Genomic DNA, 14,743 nt, shown 5'->3' on the forward strand with positions numbered 1-14,743 from the left:
TTAAATGATCAAAAGGAAACTTAATTCTTATCTTGTTGAAACAATCAAAAACTTTACCCGAGAAAGATAAACTAATTTCAAAAATAAAACAATAAGGTAAAAAGCGAATTATTGATACATGTCTTTAGTTTTTTGCTAAAGAACGTATTTAATAAAAGAAAGCTTACTTTTTAAAAGGTCTCAAGTACAGCATTCAAAAATTGTAATAGTAAGAGAAAAACAAGAAATTTGCTAACTTTAAAAGTAAAGACGAATTTAGTCAATTTTTTAATACAGTAAAGGAGTAATTGATTATGTGAAAAGCTAAACACTTATACGTATGGAAAGGATAGTCATTATGACTGTTGCTAATTTTTTGCCAAGTCAACTGGCAGAAAGTTCTACTTTTTAAACTGTAAGCGCGAACATATACTTAATGTAGAAAGGAAATTTAAATGATGAAGACAAGAACGGTAGATTTGCTGCAAAAGCTTAGAGCTTATAAGTATCCAATCAAAGCAGAACAATTAGCTGCTGAATACCATGTAAGTAAGCGAACGATTCGACAAGACGTTCTTGAAGCGAACAGTTGGTTAAAAACTCAAGGATTGTCGGAAATCAAGTCGCTACGTAATCAAGGTTTTTTGTTGCACTTAAATAAGGAAGAAGAAAAACAGTTAGAAAAACGTTGGACTGCTTTTGACGAGGGTGTATTAAGTCGATCAGAACGACTGTTTGAATTACTTTTAGCAATTGCGTATGAGGAGAAACCTGTTTTTCTTAATCATAAAGAGGAATCTTTTATGGTATCGAAAAGTACAATGGATGAAGATATCCGTCGTTTAAGAGCAAAAGTATTGAAATATGGCATTGAAATTATCAGTTGTGGTAAGCAAGGATTGATGTACAAGGGGGCGGAGCGTTCTATACGAACCATGCTCTATGATTTAATTAATAAAAATCTCGGCAAAGTGGATTTTTATTTAAATAGCGAAGTAGCAGTAACTTCTTCACAAAAAATTTTTTATCGGTATTTTTCTGTAGGAGAAATTGAACGACTAGAAAAAATATATTCAAAGAAATTGATCAGGCCAAAAGATGAAATATATAAAAAGCAGCTTTTGCTTTTTATGTTGATTTGGATTCAAAGGGTGAGAAAACATGAATTTATTTCAGAGTTAAATTGGAAAAATTTTGAAGATGAACAAGCAAATTTTGCTAGTTTTATTGAACAAATACGAAAAGAATTTTGTCTTCATGAGGTTCCGCAAGTTGAATGTCAGTATATTCGTTTTATGATGGAAACATTTGATTCAAGAGATATTTCTAATTCCATCGAGTGGGTACAAGCACAAATACTGACAATCCAGTTGATTCAAAATGTGGAAGAGATAACAACCATTCCTTTTCATTTAAAGGAAGAATTACTGTTTGAAAATCTTTATAAGCATGTGGCCGCATTAATTGTCAGAATAAAAAATAATGCACAAGTGATAAATCCATTGAAAGAAAGTATACGCACAACCTATGAAACAATTTATCAGGCTGTGGTTCATTTTATACCAACGATTGAAGAAATGATTGGTGGTACAGTCGTTGAGGATGAAGTAGCGTTTCTTGTTATCCATTTTTCGACGATAGTTAGTGCAATGAAGCAAAATCTATCCTATTTTTACAAAGCTGTTGTCGTCTGTAATCATGGGATGGCCACAGGAAATCTTCTAGCTGAAAATTTAAAAGAAAAATTTCCACAAATTGAAATAGTAGCCGTACTGAGTGCAAAAGAAAGTGTACTCGTCGATAAATTAGACATTGATTTGATTTTCACTACATTGCAATTGCCTTGTCAAAGAAAGCCGATTCTTGTCATTGATCCTATTTTAACAGAGAACAGTCGACCGTTAGTAACGGAATTTTTAAAAACACATCATGAGTTGCAGCGTTTAAAGCCAAATAACAAAAAAGTAACGAAATTGTTTACGAATGTTTTAGCGATTATAGAAGAAAGCGGTGGAAAAATTGATTCTTGTATTTATGCCAAATTAGAGCGATTATTTGAGAAAAATAAGCTAGAAATCACTAAAAGGGAGATTCGACCAATGTTAAAAGATATTTTGACAGATAGTCATATTTTAATTCAAAAACAGGCGGAGATTTGGCAAGAAGCGATTGAAGTAGTCGCTAAGCCGTTAATTAAAGAAAGTATCATTGAAACATGTTACGTGAATGCGATGATTCAAGCAGTAGAATCCTATGGAGCGTATATTGTGATTGGAAAACATTTAGCTTTAGCTCACGCTCGTCCAGAAGATGGTGTGAATAAATTAGGAGTTAGTGTTGCGACATTAAAGAATCCTATCAATTTTGGAAACAATGAAATGGATCCTGTAAAAATTATTTTTTGTCTAGCGGCAGTGGATTCTTATTCTCATTTATCAATTATGAAAGAGCTAATTTCGTTAATTAATGATGAAAAAAAATTAAACCAGCTGATTCAATGCTCGAAAATTGAAACATTTAAAACATTGCTTTTTAAATAAAAAGAAAAGGTGAAAAAAATGAGTAAATTAACTATTTTATTTGTATGTGGTGCAGGATTAGGAAGCAGTTTTGCAGCACAAATGGCAGCAGAAGATGTTTTGAGCAAGTTAGGCGTCAACGCAAAACTAGATCATTGCGATATTTCATCGGCTGTTTCAATGAGATCAGACGTCATTATTACGGCTGAAAATTTTCGCTCACAGTTCGAAAAGTTTACGATTGATTCCAATACTGCCATGGTTTATTTAAAGAATGTCGTTTCAAAAAGTGAAATTGAAGAAAAATTAACGCCAGTTTTATTAAACAAAGGAGCTATTTAAAAAAACTATTATACAGGGGGAGAGAAAATGGGCGTTATCAATTTTATTATCGAAAATATTTTAACACAAGCATCAATTACAATTGCGCTGATTGCGCTATTAGGGTTAGTGTTGCAAAAAAAATCAATAGGACAGATTATTTCGGGGACTTTGAAAACTCTTTTAGGATTTCAAGTATTAAGTGCCGGTTCAAGCATCATTGTAGGAAGCTTAACCTATTTTGGGAGAATTTTTACAAAAGGATTTCAAATGCAAGGAATTATTCCTTCTATAGAAGCAATTAATGGACAGGCAATGAATGAATTGGGATTAGGTAGAGAAATTGCATTAACTTTTTTAGCTATTTTTATTTTTAATATTTTGTTTGCTCGTTTTACTCCATGGAAATATATTTTTCTAACAGGACAAGCTATTCTTTGGATGGCAACCATGACAACTATTTTTGGCTATTTTGCTGGGTTACGTGGGATAGTGTTAATTCTTGTTGGTGGGATAGTTGGAGCAATTTTTGCTGTTATGATGCCTGCGATTGCCCAGCCAATTATTCGTAAAGTTACAGGATCTGATGATATTGCATTGGGTCACTTTTGTACAATGGGCTATTTATTTGAAGCAGGGGTAGCGAAGATTTTTGGTGAGAAAGGAACGAAGAAAAAATCAATCGAAGAGATGAAGCTACCTACTCACTTTGAATTTTTACAAGACACCTATTTATCAGTAATGGTAGTGATGGTTCCATTATATATCGTCACAGTAATGTTTGCGGGAGAATCCTTTGCATCGGAGTTATCCGGAGGGCAAAATTACGTGATGTTTGCTTTTTTACAAGCCATTCAGTTTGTCGTTGGCGTCTACGTATTGTTAGCAGGAGTTCGTTTATTGTTAGGTGAAATTGTACCTGCCTTTCGTGGAATAGCTATGAAATTGGTACCAGATGCCATACCTGCCCTTGATTGCCCAGTGTTTTTTCCTTATAGTCCCAATGCGGTAATTTTAGGATTTATTACAACGACAGTTGGCACGATTATCGCAATGTTTACTTTGCCGATGTTTGGTTTAGCGATGATTCTTCCGGGAATGTTGACCAACTTTTTTGCTGGAGGGACCGCCGGAATTTTTGGAAATGCAATTGGTGGTCGACGAGGAGCAATCATTGGCGGAATTGCTCATGGCTTTTTTATTACATTATTGCCAGCATTACTTGTCACTATTTTTAACTCTATGGGATTTATCAACGCAACGGCAACAGATGTGGACACGGTGACAGCAGCATTATTGTATGCGTGGCTTTTAAGTCCTATTTTGAAAGTATTGTAAAGGAGAAAGGATCATGTTCAAACGTTTTCAAAGGAAAAAAGCTCGAGAAGAAGAAATGTCCTTCCTTTCAAAAGAAGAAAGAAGACTCCTTCATGAAGAAGTTGAACAGCTAAATCAAGCAATTTCAAGTTGTGAAGATTTGGAGAAATTAGCAGTTCTTTTGGAACAAACGGGATTAAAATATGTTCGATTGGGTGAAAATAAGAAAGCAATGACTGTGTTAGAAGAAAGTTTGGCTACGAAGGTAAGTATTGGGGAAGGGTATAAAAAATTAATTACTTTATATAATGAATACCGAAAAGAAGCTGCACAAAAGGGGGATATCCAAGCGATTGATTATTATATGGGAAAACTGGATGAAATGCGCCAAATAGCCAAAAAGGGGACAATTAAAGGAACTAATTAATACGATAAAGGTGGATTTAGAGATGTATACAACATTGAAAGAAGTAACTAAAGTAGCAGAAACATTAAATTTTACAGTGGGTGCATTTAATACTCATAATTTGGAAATGCTACCAGCGATGCTACGAGCAGCAAAAGAAATGGGGGCGCCAATTATTATTCAGACCAGCGTAGATACGGCAAAATACATTGGAATGGATGTTTTAGTAAACGTAGTTAAAACGATCGCTAATGAAGAGATGATTGACGCCGTTTTACATTTGGACCATGCTAGAAATTTTGACGACATAAAACAAGCAATTGATAGCGGCTATACGTCTGTGATGTATGACGGTTCTCATTTGCCATTTAAAGAAAATATTTTAAAGACTAAAGCAGTAGTTGATTATGCTCATGCGCATGGTGTTTCTGTTGAGGGAGAATTGGGAACAATTGGTGGAACTGAAGAAGGAATTCATGTGGCGGAAAATGACAAAGTCTATACAAAGCCAGCAGATGCAATGAAATTTGTAGCAGAAACTGGTGTGGATGCCTTAGCGATTGCAATTGGAACGAATCATGGTCAATTTAAAACAAAAACACAAATTAATCTCTCTTTATTAAAAGAAATTAATGAAGTAGTAAAGGTGCCTTTAGTCATTCATGGTGGCACAGGAGTAAAAGAAGAAGATTATCCTGAACTGATCAATCATGGCATTCGTAAATTTAATGTAGGAACAGAGTTGCTTGTCAATTGGACAAAAATTGCTAAACAAACTTTTAGTGAAACAGCGATTAATAAGTCTTTGCGTCATAATGTTATCCCAGCGAATGAAGCAGTAAAAGAAATCATTAAGCATAAAATAGGTCTATTTTTAAATAGTTAGAATGGAAATGATGAAAAATGAGAACTAGAAAAAAATATTTTATTCTTTTGGCTGGAAGCCCCGGAACAGGTAAAAGTTATTTGATGAATAAATTGCGGGAACGATTTTTGACAATGTACACTATAACACTTGATGAAATAAAGGAATATTATGCAGAATCAATTGGTTTTGATAGTTTAGAAGAACGAGCAGAACAAGAAAAAAATAAAGTATATCCATTTTTTTATCAAGCGTTGGAATTATATATGGAAGCTGGTAAAAAAGTCATTGCATCAGAATATCCGTTTAGTGCGAAGCAAAAAAAGAAATTGTATTCTTTATCTAAGCAATATGAATATGAAGTTATCACCATTCGACTAATTGCAGATTTTGATGTTTTATGGACACGTCGCTACAAAAGAGATCGAGAATCTGATCGCCATTTAAGCTATATTATGGACCATTATCACTATGGGGATGTTTTGAAAGACCGTTCATTAGGAACGAACCATATCACAAAAGAAGTATTTAAACAAATAATTACTGATCGAAAATATGATGAGTTTGAATTAGGAACATTGTATGAATTTGATGTCACTGACTTTGAAAAAGTAAATTATGCCCCTTTACTGGATAGACTAGTATGGCAAGTTGAACATGACGAGTAGTCTTTAAAGATTGGAAAAAGAAACTTTGGCTAACCAAACACTTCATTGTGACTTATTTGAATAACCTTCCTTTTTATATAAAAAAATAGTTAGTCAAAAACAAACTATTAATTAAAATTGTGTAATAAACCTTCAATAGGTATAATGAAAGGAAAAAGGGAGGAATCAACAATGAAAATTGCAATTGCTGGTGCTGGAGCGATGGGAAGTCGTTTTGGTCTGATGTTGCACCAAGGAGGAAATGAAGTTCTATTGATTGATGGCTGGGCTGAGCACGTCCAACAAATAAAAGAACATGGTTTACAAGCAGATTACAATGGAGAAAAAGTGGTTGTTCAGTTGCCAATTGTTCTTCAATCAGAAGTAGTTAAAGAAGATCAAGCAGATTTGATTATCTTATTTACAAAAGCGATGCAGTTAGAAAAAATGCTAATGGATATCCGTTCATTAATTAAAGAAGATACAGAAGTATTGTGCTTGTTAAATGGGATCGGACATGAAGACATTATTGAAAAATTTGTCCCCATGAAAAATATTTATATTGGTAATACGATGTGGACGGCAGGATTAGAAGGACCCGGACAAGTAAAATTATTTGGTAATGGTTCCATTGAATTGCAAAATCTTGGTGCAAACAAAGAAGAGGCAGCAAAAGAACTAGCTAAAAAGTTATCAGAGTCTGGGTTGAATGCGGTATTTTCAGAAAACATCCATTACTCCATTTATCGCAAAGCTTGTGTGAATGGCACAATGAACGGTTTGTGTACAATTCTAGATGTCAACATGGCTGGTTTAGGAAAAACTTCGACTGCGCACAAGATGGTTGAAACAATCGTTCAGGAGTTTGCTAAAGTTGCAGCAGTAGAAAATGTTCACTTAGATATTTCAGAAGTGATTGCTCACTGCGAATCATGTTTTAATCCAAAAACAATTGGACAACATTATCCTTCCATGTATCAAGACTTAATAAAAAATCATCGTTTAACTGAAATCGACTATATCAACGGAGCCATTTCCAGAAAAGGAAAAAAATATGGGATTGCTACGCCTTATTGTGATTTCTTGACAGAATTGATTCATGCAAAAGAAGATTGCTTAAATGTCAAATGACTGAGAGCTAAGCAGAATTTATAAATGTTTTATTTTCTAAGAGCGACGATCAAATCTTCGAGTTTGTTATTTAAATAGATGTAACGTGTTGTTACTGTTTACTAAGCTGTTACTTTTCTACTACAAAGCATCCTTTGAAGAAAAAATAGTTTCAAAGGATGCTTTTTTAGAATTAAAATTGTTTGCTAATGTTTTCTTTATTATTGAACAATTCCGATTATTGAGATAGGGAATACGGCAAGTCTTCTTTTTGAAGATCAAAAGGATGCGGTACGATCCCTAATTGATAAGAAATAAAACCACCTTCTAACAGGTCTTTATGGGTAAAGAAGAGTTTTTTGTACGGCTTCTCATTTCTTTTTATTTTGTGGATAAATTGCTGTTGTGGATAATTGGGCATTGTTTTAATAGTCAAGTTTTTTCCACTAGATAATGTGAGCGTTACCTTGTCAAATAGAGGCATGCCGATAACATATTCTCCTGATCCGGGAGTAACGGGATAAAATCCTAAACTATTAAAGATATACCAGCCGGCCATACTGCCATTATCTTCATCACCGGGATAACCAGTAAACGTATCATCAAAGGCTTGCGTCAATAATTGTTTAATTAAAGGTTGTGCCATTTCCGGTTTTCCGATATAACTAAAAAGATAAGGATAATGAAAGCTCGGTTGGTTGGAAATAGCTACTTGACCAAATTCAATGGCTGCCATTTCGCTCATTTCATGAATTTCAAAGCCGTATCCGTCTACTTCAAAAACAGGTGCTTGGTTACATAATTCAATCAACTTTTCTTCAAATTTAGTCGCTCCGCCGTAAGCATTGATCAAACCAGCAAAATCATGATAAACAGCAAAGCTACTTTGCCATGCACTTCCTTCTGCATAGTCTTGCCCCCATTTCGTAGAAGAAAAGGGAGTACGAAATGCCCCGTTTATATCTTTAGAACGCATAAAGCCAGTTTCTGGATCAAAGAGATGATGGTAATTCAATGATTGTTTCCGATAATGTTGAGCCGTTTCTTCCTCTTCTAAGCTTTGTGCTACTTGACTGATACAAAAATCGCTATAAGCATAATCAAGAGTGTGGTTGACAGATTCTTGATAAATATTTGGAACATACCCATAAGTGAGATAATCGTTCGTTCCTTGTCGACCATAATTTGTTTTTTCACTTTGGACTGTCGCTCCTTTTTTCATGGCTTTTAAAAACTCCATCATTAAATCTCTTCTAATCCCTTTAACTGCTGCATCAGCAATCACTGCATCAATCAAGGTTCCGGGCATTAAACCACGTTCATCTGGAGAAAGCCATTTAGGTAAGAAGCCAGTTTCATAATAACTGTTTAAAAAACCTTCCAGCATTTCTTCGTATTTTTCTGTAGCAATCAAAGAATAAAGTGGATAAACAGTCTTATAGGTATCCCAAAAACCATTATTTGTATAAAGTACACCAAGCTTTACATTTCGGCTAGTTGTATCATAATGGATCTTTTGACCTGTTGGATCGATTTCATAAAAGGTTTGTGGAAATAAAAATAAACGATAGAGATTATGATAAAATGTCCTTACCTGTTTAGGATCATGATGTTCGATTTTTATGCGATCGAAATAATTTTGCCATTGTTGACGACTATTTTTTAAATATTGATTCGGCGCTTGTTTCATTTCTTTTGCTAAATTAAAAGAAGCCTGTTCTTGACTAATGAAAGAGGTACCAAAATGTATGATCTGTTTTTTTATCTCACCAAAATAAAAAGGAATAGAAGCAGCTGCCTTTTTTTCTATGCTTAATTGAAGGCTAGATTGAATCGCTTGTTCAAAATGCAAGACAAAATAAAAAGTAAAGTGTGGATCTTCTGAATCGGAAAAATGGGTTATTTGACCTTCAATAGTGTGTTCGTCTTTTACCACTACGCGATGTTTTCCGGGGAAAGATAAAAGTAAACCGTTATCGTTTTTTTCATATTTAATTGTTAGCACTCCACCATACATACTAGGGGTTAAGGTGGAGAAAATAGCATAACGTAATTGATGAATGGAAAGATGCGTCGGACAAAAAGTACTTTCTTCTGGACGATAGGAACTTTGTGCATGAAACAAAGTGTTTTCAGTTAAAGTTCCACTGATCGGTGTGAGAATAAAATGGCTGAAATCACCCATCCAAGGACTCGGCTGATGGGTTAACCGGTACCCTTGAAAAATTCGATCATTAGGATGAAACCACCAGCTGCCTTTTTGATCGGTTGTTTGGGGAGCAAAGTAATTCATGCCAAAGGGAACTCCAGTATAAGGCAGGCAGTTCCCATTTGAAAAACTGGCTTGATTAGCTGTTCCATGACGAGTATCGATGTGTTGAACTTGCATATTAAATCTCCTTTGTTGAGTGACGGCTAATAAATGAAACCGGGTATGCAGTATCTTGTGGCACTTCTTTAGCAGTGAGCCAAGTGATTAAAGTAGCTCCTGCAATTTCCCCGAGTTTGTGGAAATCTTGAGCAATTGTTGTTAGAGGCGGATCTACTAAGGCAGCGGCTTGGATGTCATCAAAACCAACAATTGAAAAATCATCTGGAATACGGTAGCCTTGCTGCTTTAGTTCATTCATTGTTTGAATGGCAACAAGATCATTTTCACAGATGAAAGCTGTTACGCGCTTTTCATTGATATACGTAAGTAAAGTATCAAGAATGGTATGCTTTGTATCTAAAGTTGTATGGAAAGTTAAATTTGCTTTGTCTAATGCTTCCAAATAGCCTAAGTAGCGTTGCCGCACGGATTGTGGATGCGATTGTTCACCAAAAAGGTAGGCGATTCTTTTATGACCTTTTGCAATTAAATGGGAGGCGGCCAAAGCTCCTCCTTGAAAGTTATCTGAAAGAACCGTTGGAAAAGGTAGTTCGTAAATTTTTTTATCTAAAATCACAACGGGAAACTGTTTTAAGGATAATTCAAATAATAAGTCGAGATGTGGATCAACAGTAAAGGCATAGTAAATCAAGCCGTCAAATTCTTGCATGATTTCTTTTGCTGATTTGTTTGTTAAAAAATCAAGAGTAGTCATCATTACTTCTAACTGATTTTCTTGCATAAGCGGGTTAAGCCCTTTGGTAAAATCTCCGACTGAAAGATCAGACAAGAAAGGAAGTAAGAATAAGATACGGCTATTCTTACTTATTGCTGCTTTTTTTGATTTAAAAGAGGTGACAAAGCTACCTTTTCCACGTACACGATAAATCAATCCTAAGCGTTCTAATTCAGTAAGTGCGCGCTTTGAAGTAATTCGACTGACTTGATATTTTTGAGAGAGTTCCTTTTCGGTAGGAACCTGACTATCCACTGGTAAAGCTCCATCAACGATTTCTTTTTGTAAATCATTAAATATTTGTTGATATAATGGTTGATTCATTAAAACACCTTCTTATAAGATATATCATATAATGATCATAGCATAAAAATTAGAAAAGTAAATAAGAAAAATCTTATAATGATAGCGTAGACAACTGTTAAATGTAAGCGTATAATCCATTTATGATATATCAAAAAAAGGAGAGAATATAGTGATTTATAAAGATATACCAATATCAGTGCAGAAGTTTATGGATAAAGTAGCGGAAAAGTGTGGAGATAAACATGCCGATTGGGCTGAAAATTTCTCTGCCGCATTTGCCAATACGTTATTGACAACGGTAAAAAGGCAACAAGACGGGACCACTTTTTTATTAACAGGAGATATCCCTGCTATGTGGTTGCGTGATTCTACTGCGCAAGTTCGTCCCTATTTGGTTATTGCAAAAGAAGATGCTGATTTAGCGTTAATGATTAGCGGATTAGTCAAAAAGCAATTTGAATATATCAATATCGATCCTTACGCGAATGCGTTTAATGAAGAAGCAAACGGTGCGGGACATCAAAGCGACCATACAGCAATGAATGATTGGATTTGGGAACGAAAATATGAAGTTGATTCGTTGTGTTATCCGATTCAATTGGCTTATTTATTGTATAAAAACACGGGGTGTACGAATCAATTCAATGCTTCATTTATTGAAGGCATCAAAAAAATTCTACATGTATTCAAAACAGAACAGGTGCATAGTCAATCGTCATATATATTTGAAAGAACGACTACTAGAAAAGAAGATACGTTAGTGAATGCTGGGCGTGGCGCTAAAATTGCATCAACAGGAATGACGTGGTCTGGGTTTCGTCCAAGTGATGATGCTTGTCAATTTGGCTATCTAGTTCCATCGAATATGTTTGCTGTGGTGGTGTTGGGTTACGTTGAAAAAATTTTTTCAACTGTTTTATCAAATGAAAAAAACGTAAAAGAACTCATTAAAGAAGCGACTGACTTAAAAGCTGAAATACAAAAAGGAATAGAAGAATACGGAACAACCAAAAATAAAAAAGGCGAACGAATATATGCGTATGAAGTAGATGGGTTAGGTAATGCCTTAATTATGGATGATAGCAATGTGCCTAGCTTGATTTCTGCTCCATATCTTGGCTATTGCTCTTCAACGGATACCCAATATCTTGCAACAAGGAAAACATTGCTAAGTAAAGAAAATCCTTACTTTTATGAAGGAAAATTTGCAAAAGGTATCGGTTCTTCCCATACGCCAGTAAATTATATCTGGCCAATTGCTTTAGCCATGCAAGGGTTGACTACTGACGATAAAAAAGAGAAAGAACGGATTTTAGATTTACTAGTGGCAACGGATGCAAGGACGCATTTAATGCATGAAGGATTTGATGTAAACAATCCTAATTGTTACACAAGAGAATGGTTTTCTTGGGCAAATATGATGTTTTGTGAATTAGTCATGGATTATTTTGATTTTCGAGTGGAAAAATAGGGGGAAATAAATGAAAAAGAAAGTATATATCATTTCACACAGCCACTGGGATCGCGAGTGGTATATGGCCTATGAACAGCATCACATGCGCTTAATTGAATTAATGGACGATCTTTTGGAACTGTTTAAAACGGATTCTGATTTTAATAGTTTTCATTTAGATGGGCAAACGATTATTTTAGATGACTATTTGCAAGTGCGCCCAGAAAAGAAAGAAGAAGTTCATCAAGCAATCAAAGCGGGTAAACTAAGAATAGGTCCTTTTTATATTTTACAAGATGATTTTTTAATCAGTTCGGAAGCCAATGCTCGGAATTTGCTGATTGGAGTGGAAGAAAGTAAGAAGTGGGGAACGCCTGTGAAGTTGGGGTACTTTCCAGATACTTTTGGAAATATGGGACAAACGCCGCAACTGATGAAGCAAGCAAAAATTACAGCTGCGGCGTTTGGACGTGGAGTCAAACCAATCGGCTTTGATAATAAGGTATTGGAAGCAAAAAATTATTCTTCTCGATATTCTGAAATGTGGTGGGAAGGACCGGATCGCACAAAAATTTTTGGTTTGTTATTTGCCAATTGGTATAGCAATGGCAATGAAATACCCGTTGATGAAAAGACTGCTAGAGTATTTTGGGACCAAAAATTAGCCGATGCACAGCAATACGCTTCAACGGATCATCTGTTGATGATGAACGGAGTGGATCATCAACCCGTGCAAAAGAACATTTCGACGGCGATTAAATTAGCCAATAAATTGTATTCAGATTATGAGTTTATCCATTCTAATTTTGTTGAGTATCTTGAAGCAGTTCAAAAAGATTTACCCAAACATCTTGATTCGGTAAAAGGCGAATTAACCAGTCAAGAAACGGATGGGTGGTATACTTTGGCAAATACAGCTTCTACGAGAGTCTATTTAAAACAGTGGAACACTAAAGTTCAAAGACAAATTGAAAATATTGCTGAACCACTTGCAACGATGGCATATGAGGTTACTGGCAAATATCCTCATGATCAGTTTGATTATGCATGGAAAACCTTGATGCAAAACCATCCGCATGATAGTATTTGTGGCTGCTCAGTGGATGCCGTTCATCGTGAAATGATGACGCGTTTTGAAAAAGCAAATGAAGTAGGGAAATATTTAGCAGAAGAAGCTTTGAGACAATTAGCCAAAGCAATAGACACAAGTGACTTGCCTGAAGAAAGTTATCCTTTTGTAGTGATGAATACAGCCGGAAATGCTAAAACAGGCGAAGCAAAGGTGACGATTGAATTAGAAAGAAAATACTTTGCAGAAGGTATCCCAGAAAAACTATATGATGCGTTAAAAAAACAGCCACAAAAAGATTATCATGTGGAAACAACGGATGGGAGACAGCTGCCGGCATTATTGTCTGAACCACTTGTAACATTTGATTATGATTTACCAAAAGATCGTTTTAGAATGCCTTACATGGCAAAAAAAATTACTGTGACTTTGCCAATTAGTGAAATGCCTGCGTTTTCATGGCAAACGTATGTCTTACTATCAGGACCAGCTAAAATTGAAAAAGAAACGATGATTCAACAAAAAGGACGCGTGTTAGAAAATCAAACTGTTCGTTTAGAAATTCAATCAAATGGAACGTTAACATTAAAAGACAAGTGTACAGGGAAACAACTAGATGATTTATTGACTTTTGAAGACGTTGGGGATGTTGGTAATGAATATATTTTTAAACAACCAGAAAACGATCAACCAATTCTATCAAAAGACAATGAAAAGAGTATAGTAGAAATTATCACGGATACGAATGAATTAGCTCAGGTAAAAGTAATTCAGCAATTAGTGATCCCACTGTCAGCAGACAAGCATTTAGAAAGTGAGCAACAACGAGTCGTTGAATTTCGGCATCGTAAAGCAGGACGCTGCAAAAAAATGAGTATGTTGGAATTAACAACAGTAATTTCTCTAAGAAAAAATAGTAAAAAGATTGATTTTGAAACGACGTTGAACAACCAAATGAAAGACCATCGTTTACGTGTATTGTTTCCAACAAAGTTACATGTGAAACAACATGAAGCCGATAGCATTTTTGAAGTGGTGAGACGACCAAATGAGGTACCAAAAGAATGGGAGAATCCAACCAACCCTCAGCATCAGCAAGCATTTGTTCATTTAGAAAACGAAGAATATGGTGTAACAGTAGGAAATTATGGAATAAACGAATATGAAGTAATAAATGGAAATATCATCGCGCTAACTTTATTACGATGTGTAGGGGAATTAGGTGATTGGGGCTATTTTCCAGCCCCAGAAGCACAATGTATCGGTCCGCATCGCTTTAATTATAGTATCGAATTGCATGAACCAAAAGAAAAATTTACTAGTTATCACCATGCCTATAGTGCACAAATTCCTTTTTCAACTTCTCAACTGACAAGACAAGAAGGAATCCTTCCACAAAAAAAACACTATTTAATTTGTCAAGGAGAAACATTTGCAATTACAGCTTTGAAAAGGAGTAAGGTTGATAATAAAGTAGTGGTGCGTGGCTTTAATTTGTCTAATTGCACGGAACCAGTGAATGTAACAAAAGATGGGAAACAAGGAAATTTATTAAATTTGCTAGAAGAAGCGGTAGAAGAAACGATTGCTCCGACACTCATTCCTTATGAAATTCGGACAATCGGCTTTGAGGAGGAATAGTAA

General features: G+C 35.1%; 11 protein-coding genes. 9 read left to right on the plus strand and 2 right to left on the minus strand.

Translation table 11 applies throughout. The features are described 5' to 3' along the window. Positions 1 to 437: 437 nt before the first annotated feature. The 7 genes from RV14_RS02930 (at position 438) to RV14_RS02960 (ending at position 7,185) form a co-directional block, all read left to right on the plus strand. A complete protein-coding gene (locus RV14_RS02930) occupies positions 438 to 2,519 on the plus strand; it encodes a BglG family transcription antiterminator (protein ID WP_071854820.1) in 2,082 nt (693 codons plus the stop codon). A gap of 18 nt (positions 2,520 to 2,537) precedes the next feature. Beyond that, on the plus strand, positions 2,538 to 2,840 hold the full coding sequence (locus tag RV14_RS02935; RefSeq protein ID WP_071854821.1) for a PTS sugar transporter subunit IIB: 303 nt from the start codon (positions 2,538 to 2,540) through the stop codon (positions 2,838 to 2,840). A gap of 27 nt (positions 2,841 to 2,867) precedes the next feature. Beyond that, the gene (locus RV14_RS02940; protein ID WP_071854822.1) at positions 2,868 to 4,157 is read left to right on the plus strand and encodes a PTS sugar transporter subunit IIC; all 1,290 of its coding nucleotides are present in this window, start codon (positions 2,868 to 2,870) and stop codon (positions 4,155 to 4,157) included. Between the two features lie 13 nt (positions 4,158 to 4,170). Then, positions 4,171 to 4,563, plus strand: a complete 393-nt coding sequence (locus RV14_RS02945) for a hypothetical protein (RefSeq protein WP_071854823.1) — start codon at positions 4,171 to 4,173, stop codon at positions 4,561 to 4,563. Between the two features lie 22 nt (positions 4,564 to 4,585). Next, on the plus strand, positions 4,586 to 5,428 hold the full coding sequence (locus RV14_RS02950) for a class II fructose-bisphosphate aldolase (RefSeq protein ID WP_071854824.1): 843 nt from the start codon (positions 4,586 to 4,588) through the stop codon (positions 5,426 to 5,428). Positions 5,429 to 5,445: 17 nt separating this feature from the next. Next, entirely contained in the window at positions 5,446 to 6,075 is a 630-nt protein-coding gene (locus RV14_RS02955) for a P-loop nucleotide/nucleoside kinase family protein (RefSeq protein WP_071854825.1), read from the plus strand. Between the two features lie 171 nt (positions 6,076 to 6,246). Continuing rightward, entirely contained in the window at positions 6,247 to 7,185 is a 939-nt protein-coding gene (locus RV14_RS02960) for a 2-dehydropantoate 2-reductase (RefSeq protein ID WP_071854826.1), read from the plus strand. 217 nt (positions 7,186 to 7,402) lie between these two features. Here RV14_RS02960 and RV14_RS02965 read toward each other — a convergent pair whose 3' ends face one another. Then, positions 7,403 to 9,553, minus strand: coding sequence for a GH92 family glycosyl hydrolase (locus tag RV14_RS02965; protein WP_071854827.1), 2,151 nt, complete (start codon positions 9,551 to 9,553; stop codon positions 7,403 to 7,405). Position 9,554: 1 nt separating this feature from the next. Then, complete coding sequence (locus tag RV14_RS02970; RefSeq protein ID WP_071854828.1) at positions 9,555 to 10,595, minus strand: GntR family transcriptional regulator; 1,041 nt, start codon at positions 10,593 to 10,595, stop codon at positions 9,555 to 9,557. Positions 10,596 to 10,746: 151 nt separating this feature from the next. On the opposite strand from RV14_RS02970, the gene RV14_RS02975 reads away from it, so the two are divergent. Then, positions 10,747 to 12,048 carry a glycoside hydrolase family 125 protein gene (locus tag RV14_RS02975; protein WP_071854829.1) on the plus strand — a complete coding sequence of 434 codons (1,302 nt, stop codon included), beginning with the start codon at positions 10,747 to 10,749 and terminating at the stop codon, positions 12,046 to 12,048. Positions 12,049 to 12,058: 10 nt separating this feature from the next. Next, positions 12,059 to 14,740: an alpha-mannosidase gene (locus RV14_RS02980; RefSeq protein ID WP_071854830.1), complete on the plus strand. Its 2,682-nt coding sequence runs from the start codon at positions 12,059 to 12,061 to the stop codon at positions 14,738 to 14,740. Positions 14,741 to 14,743: the final 3 nt, after the last annotated feature.

Origin of the sequence: Enterococcus ratti (assembly GCF_001886195.1) — a bacterium.
GTDB classification, from domain to species: domain Bacteria; phylum Bacillota; class Bacilli; order Lactobacillales; family Enterococcaceae; genus Enterococcus_B; species Enterococcus_B ratti.

Excerpts from the sequence above, each read along its gene's own strand:
- RV14_RS02930 (WP_071854820.1), top strand. The coding sequence starts at position 438 with ATGAAGACAAGAACGGTAGATTTGCTGCAAAAGCTTAGAGCTTATAAG.
- RV14_RS02935 (WP_071854821.1), top strand. The coding sequence starts at position 2,538 with ATGAGTAAATTAACTATTTTATTTGTATGTGGTGCAGGATTAGGAAGC.
- RV14_RS02940 (WP_071854822.1), top strand. The coding sequence starts at position 2,868 with ATGGGCGTTATCAATTTTATTATCGAAAATATTTTAACACAAGCATCA.
- RV14_RS02945 (WP_071854823.1), top strand. The coding sequence starts at position 4,171 with ATGTTCAAACGTTTTCAAAGGAAAAAAGCTCGAGAAGAAGAAATGTCC.
- RV14_RS02950 (WP_071854824.1), top strand. The coding sequence starts at position 4,586 with ATGTATACAACATTGAAAGAAGTAACTAAAGTAGCAGAAACATTAAAT.
- RV14_RS02955 (WP_071854825.1), top strand. The coding sequence starts at position 5,446 with ATGAGAACTAGAAAAAAATATTTTATTCTTTTGGCTGGAAGCCCCGGA.
- RV14_RS02960 (WP_071854826.1), top strand. The coding sequence starts at position 6,247 with ATGAAAATTGCAATTGCTGGTGCTGGAGCGATGGGAAGTCGTTTTGGT.
- RV14_RS02965 (WP_071854827.1), bottom strand. The coding sequence starts at position 9,553 with ATGCAAGTTCAACACATCGATACTCGTCATGGAACAGCTAATCAAGCC.
- RV14_RS02970 (WP_071854828.1), bottom strand. The coding sequence starts at position 10,595 with ATGAATCAACCATTATATCAACAAATATTTAATGATTTACAAAAAGAA.
- RV14_RS02980 (WP_071854830.1), top strand. The coding sequence starts at position 12,059 with ATGAAAAAGAAAGTATATATCATTTCACACAGCCACTGGGATCGCGAG.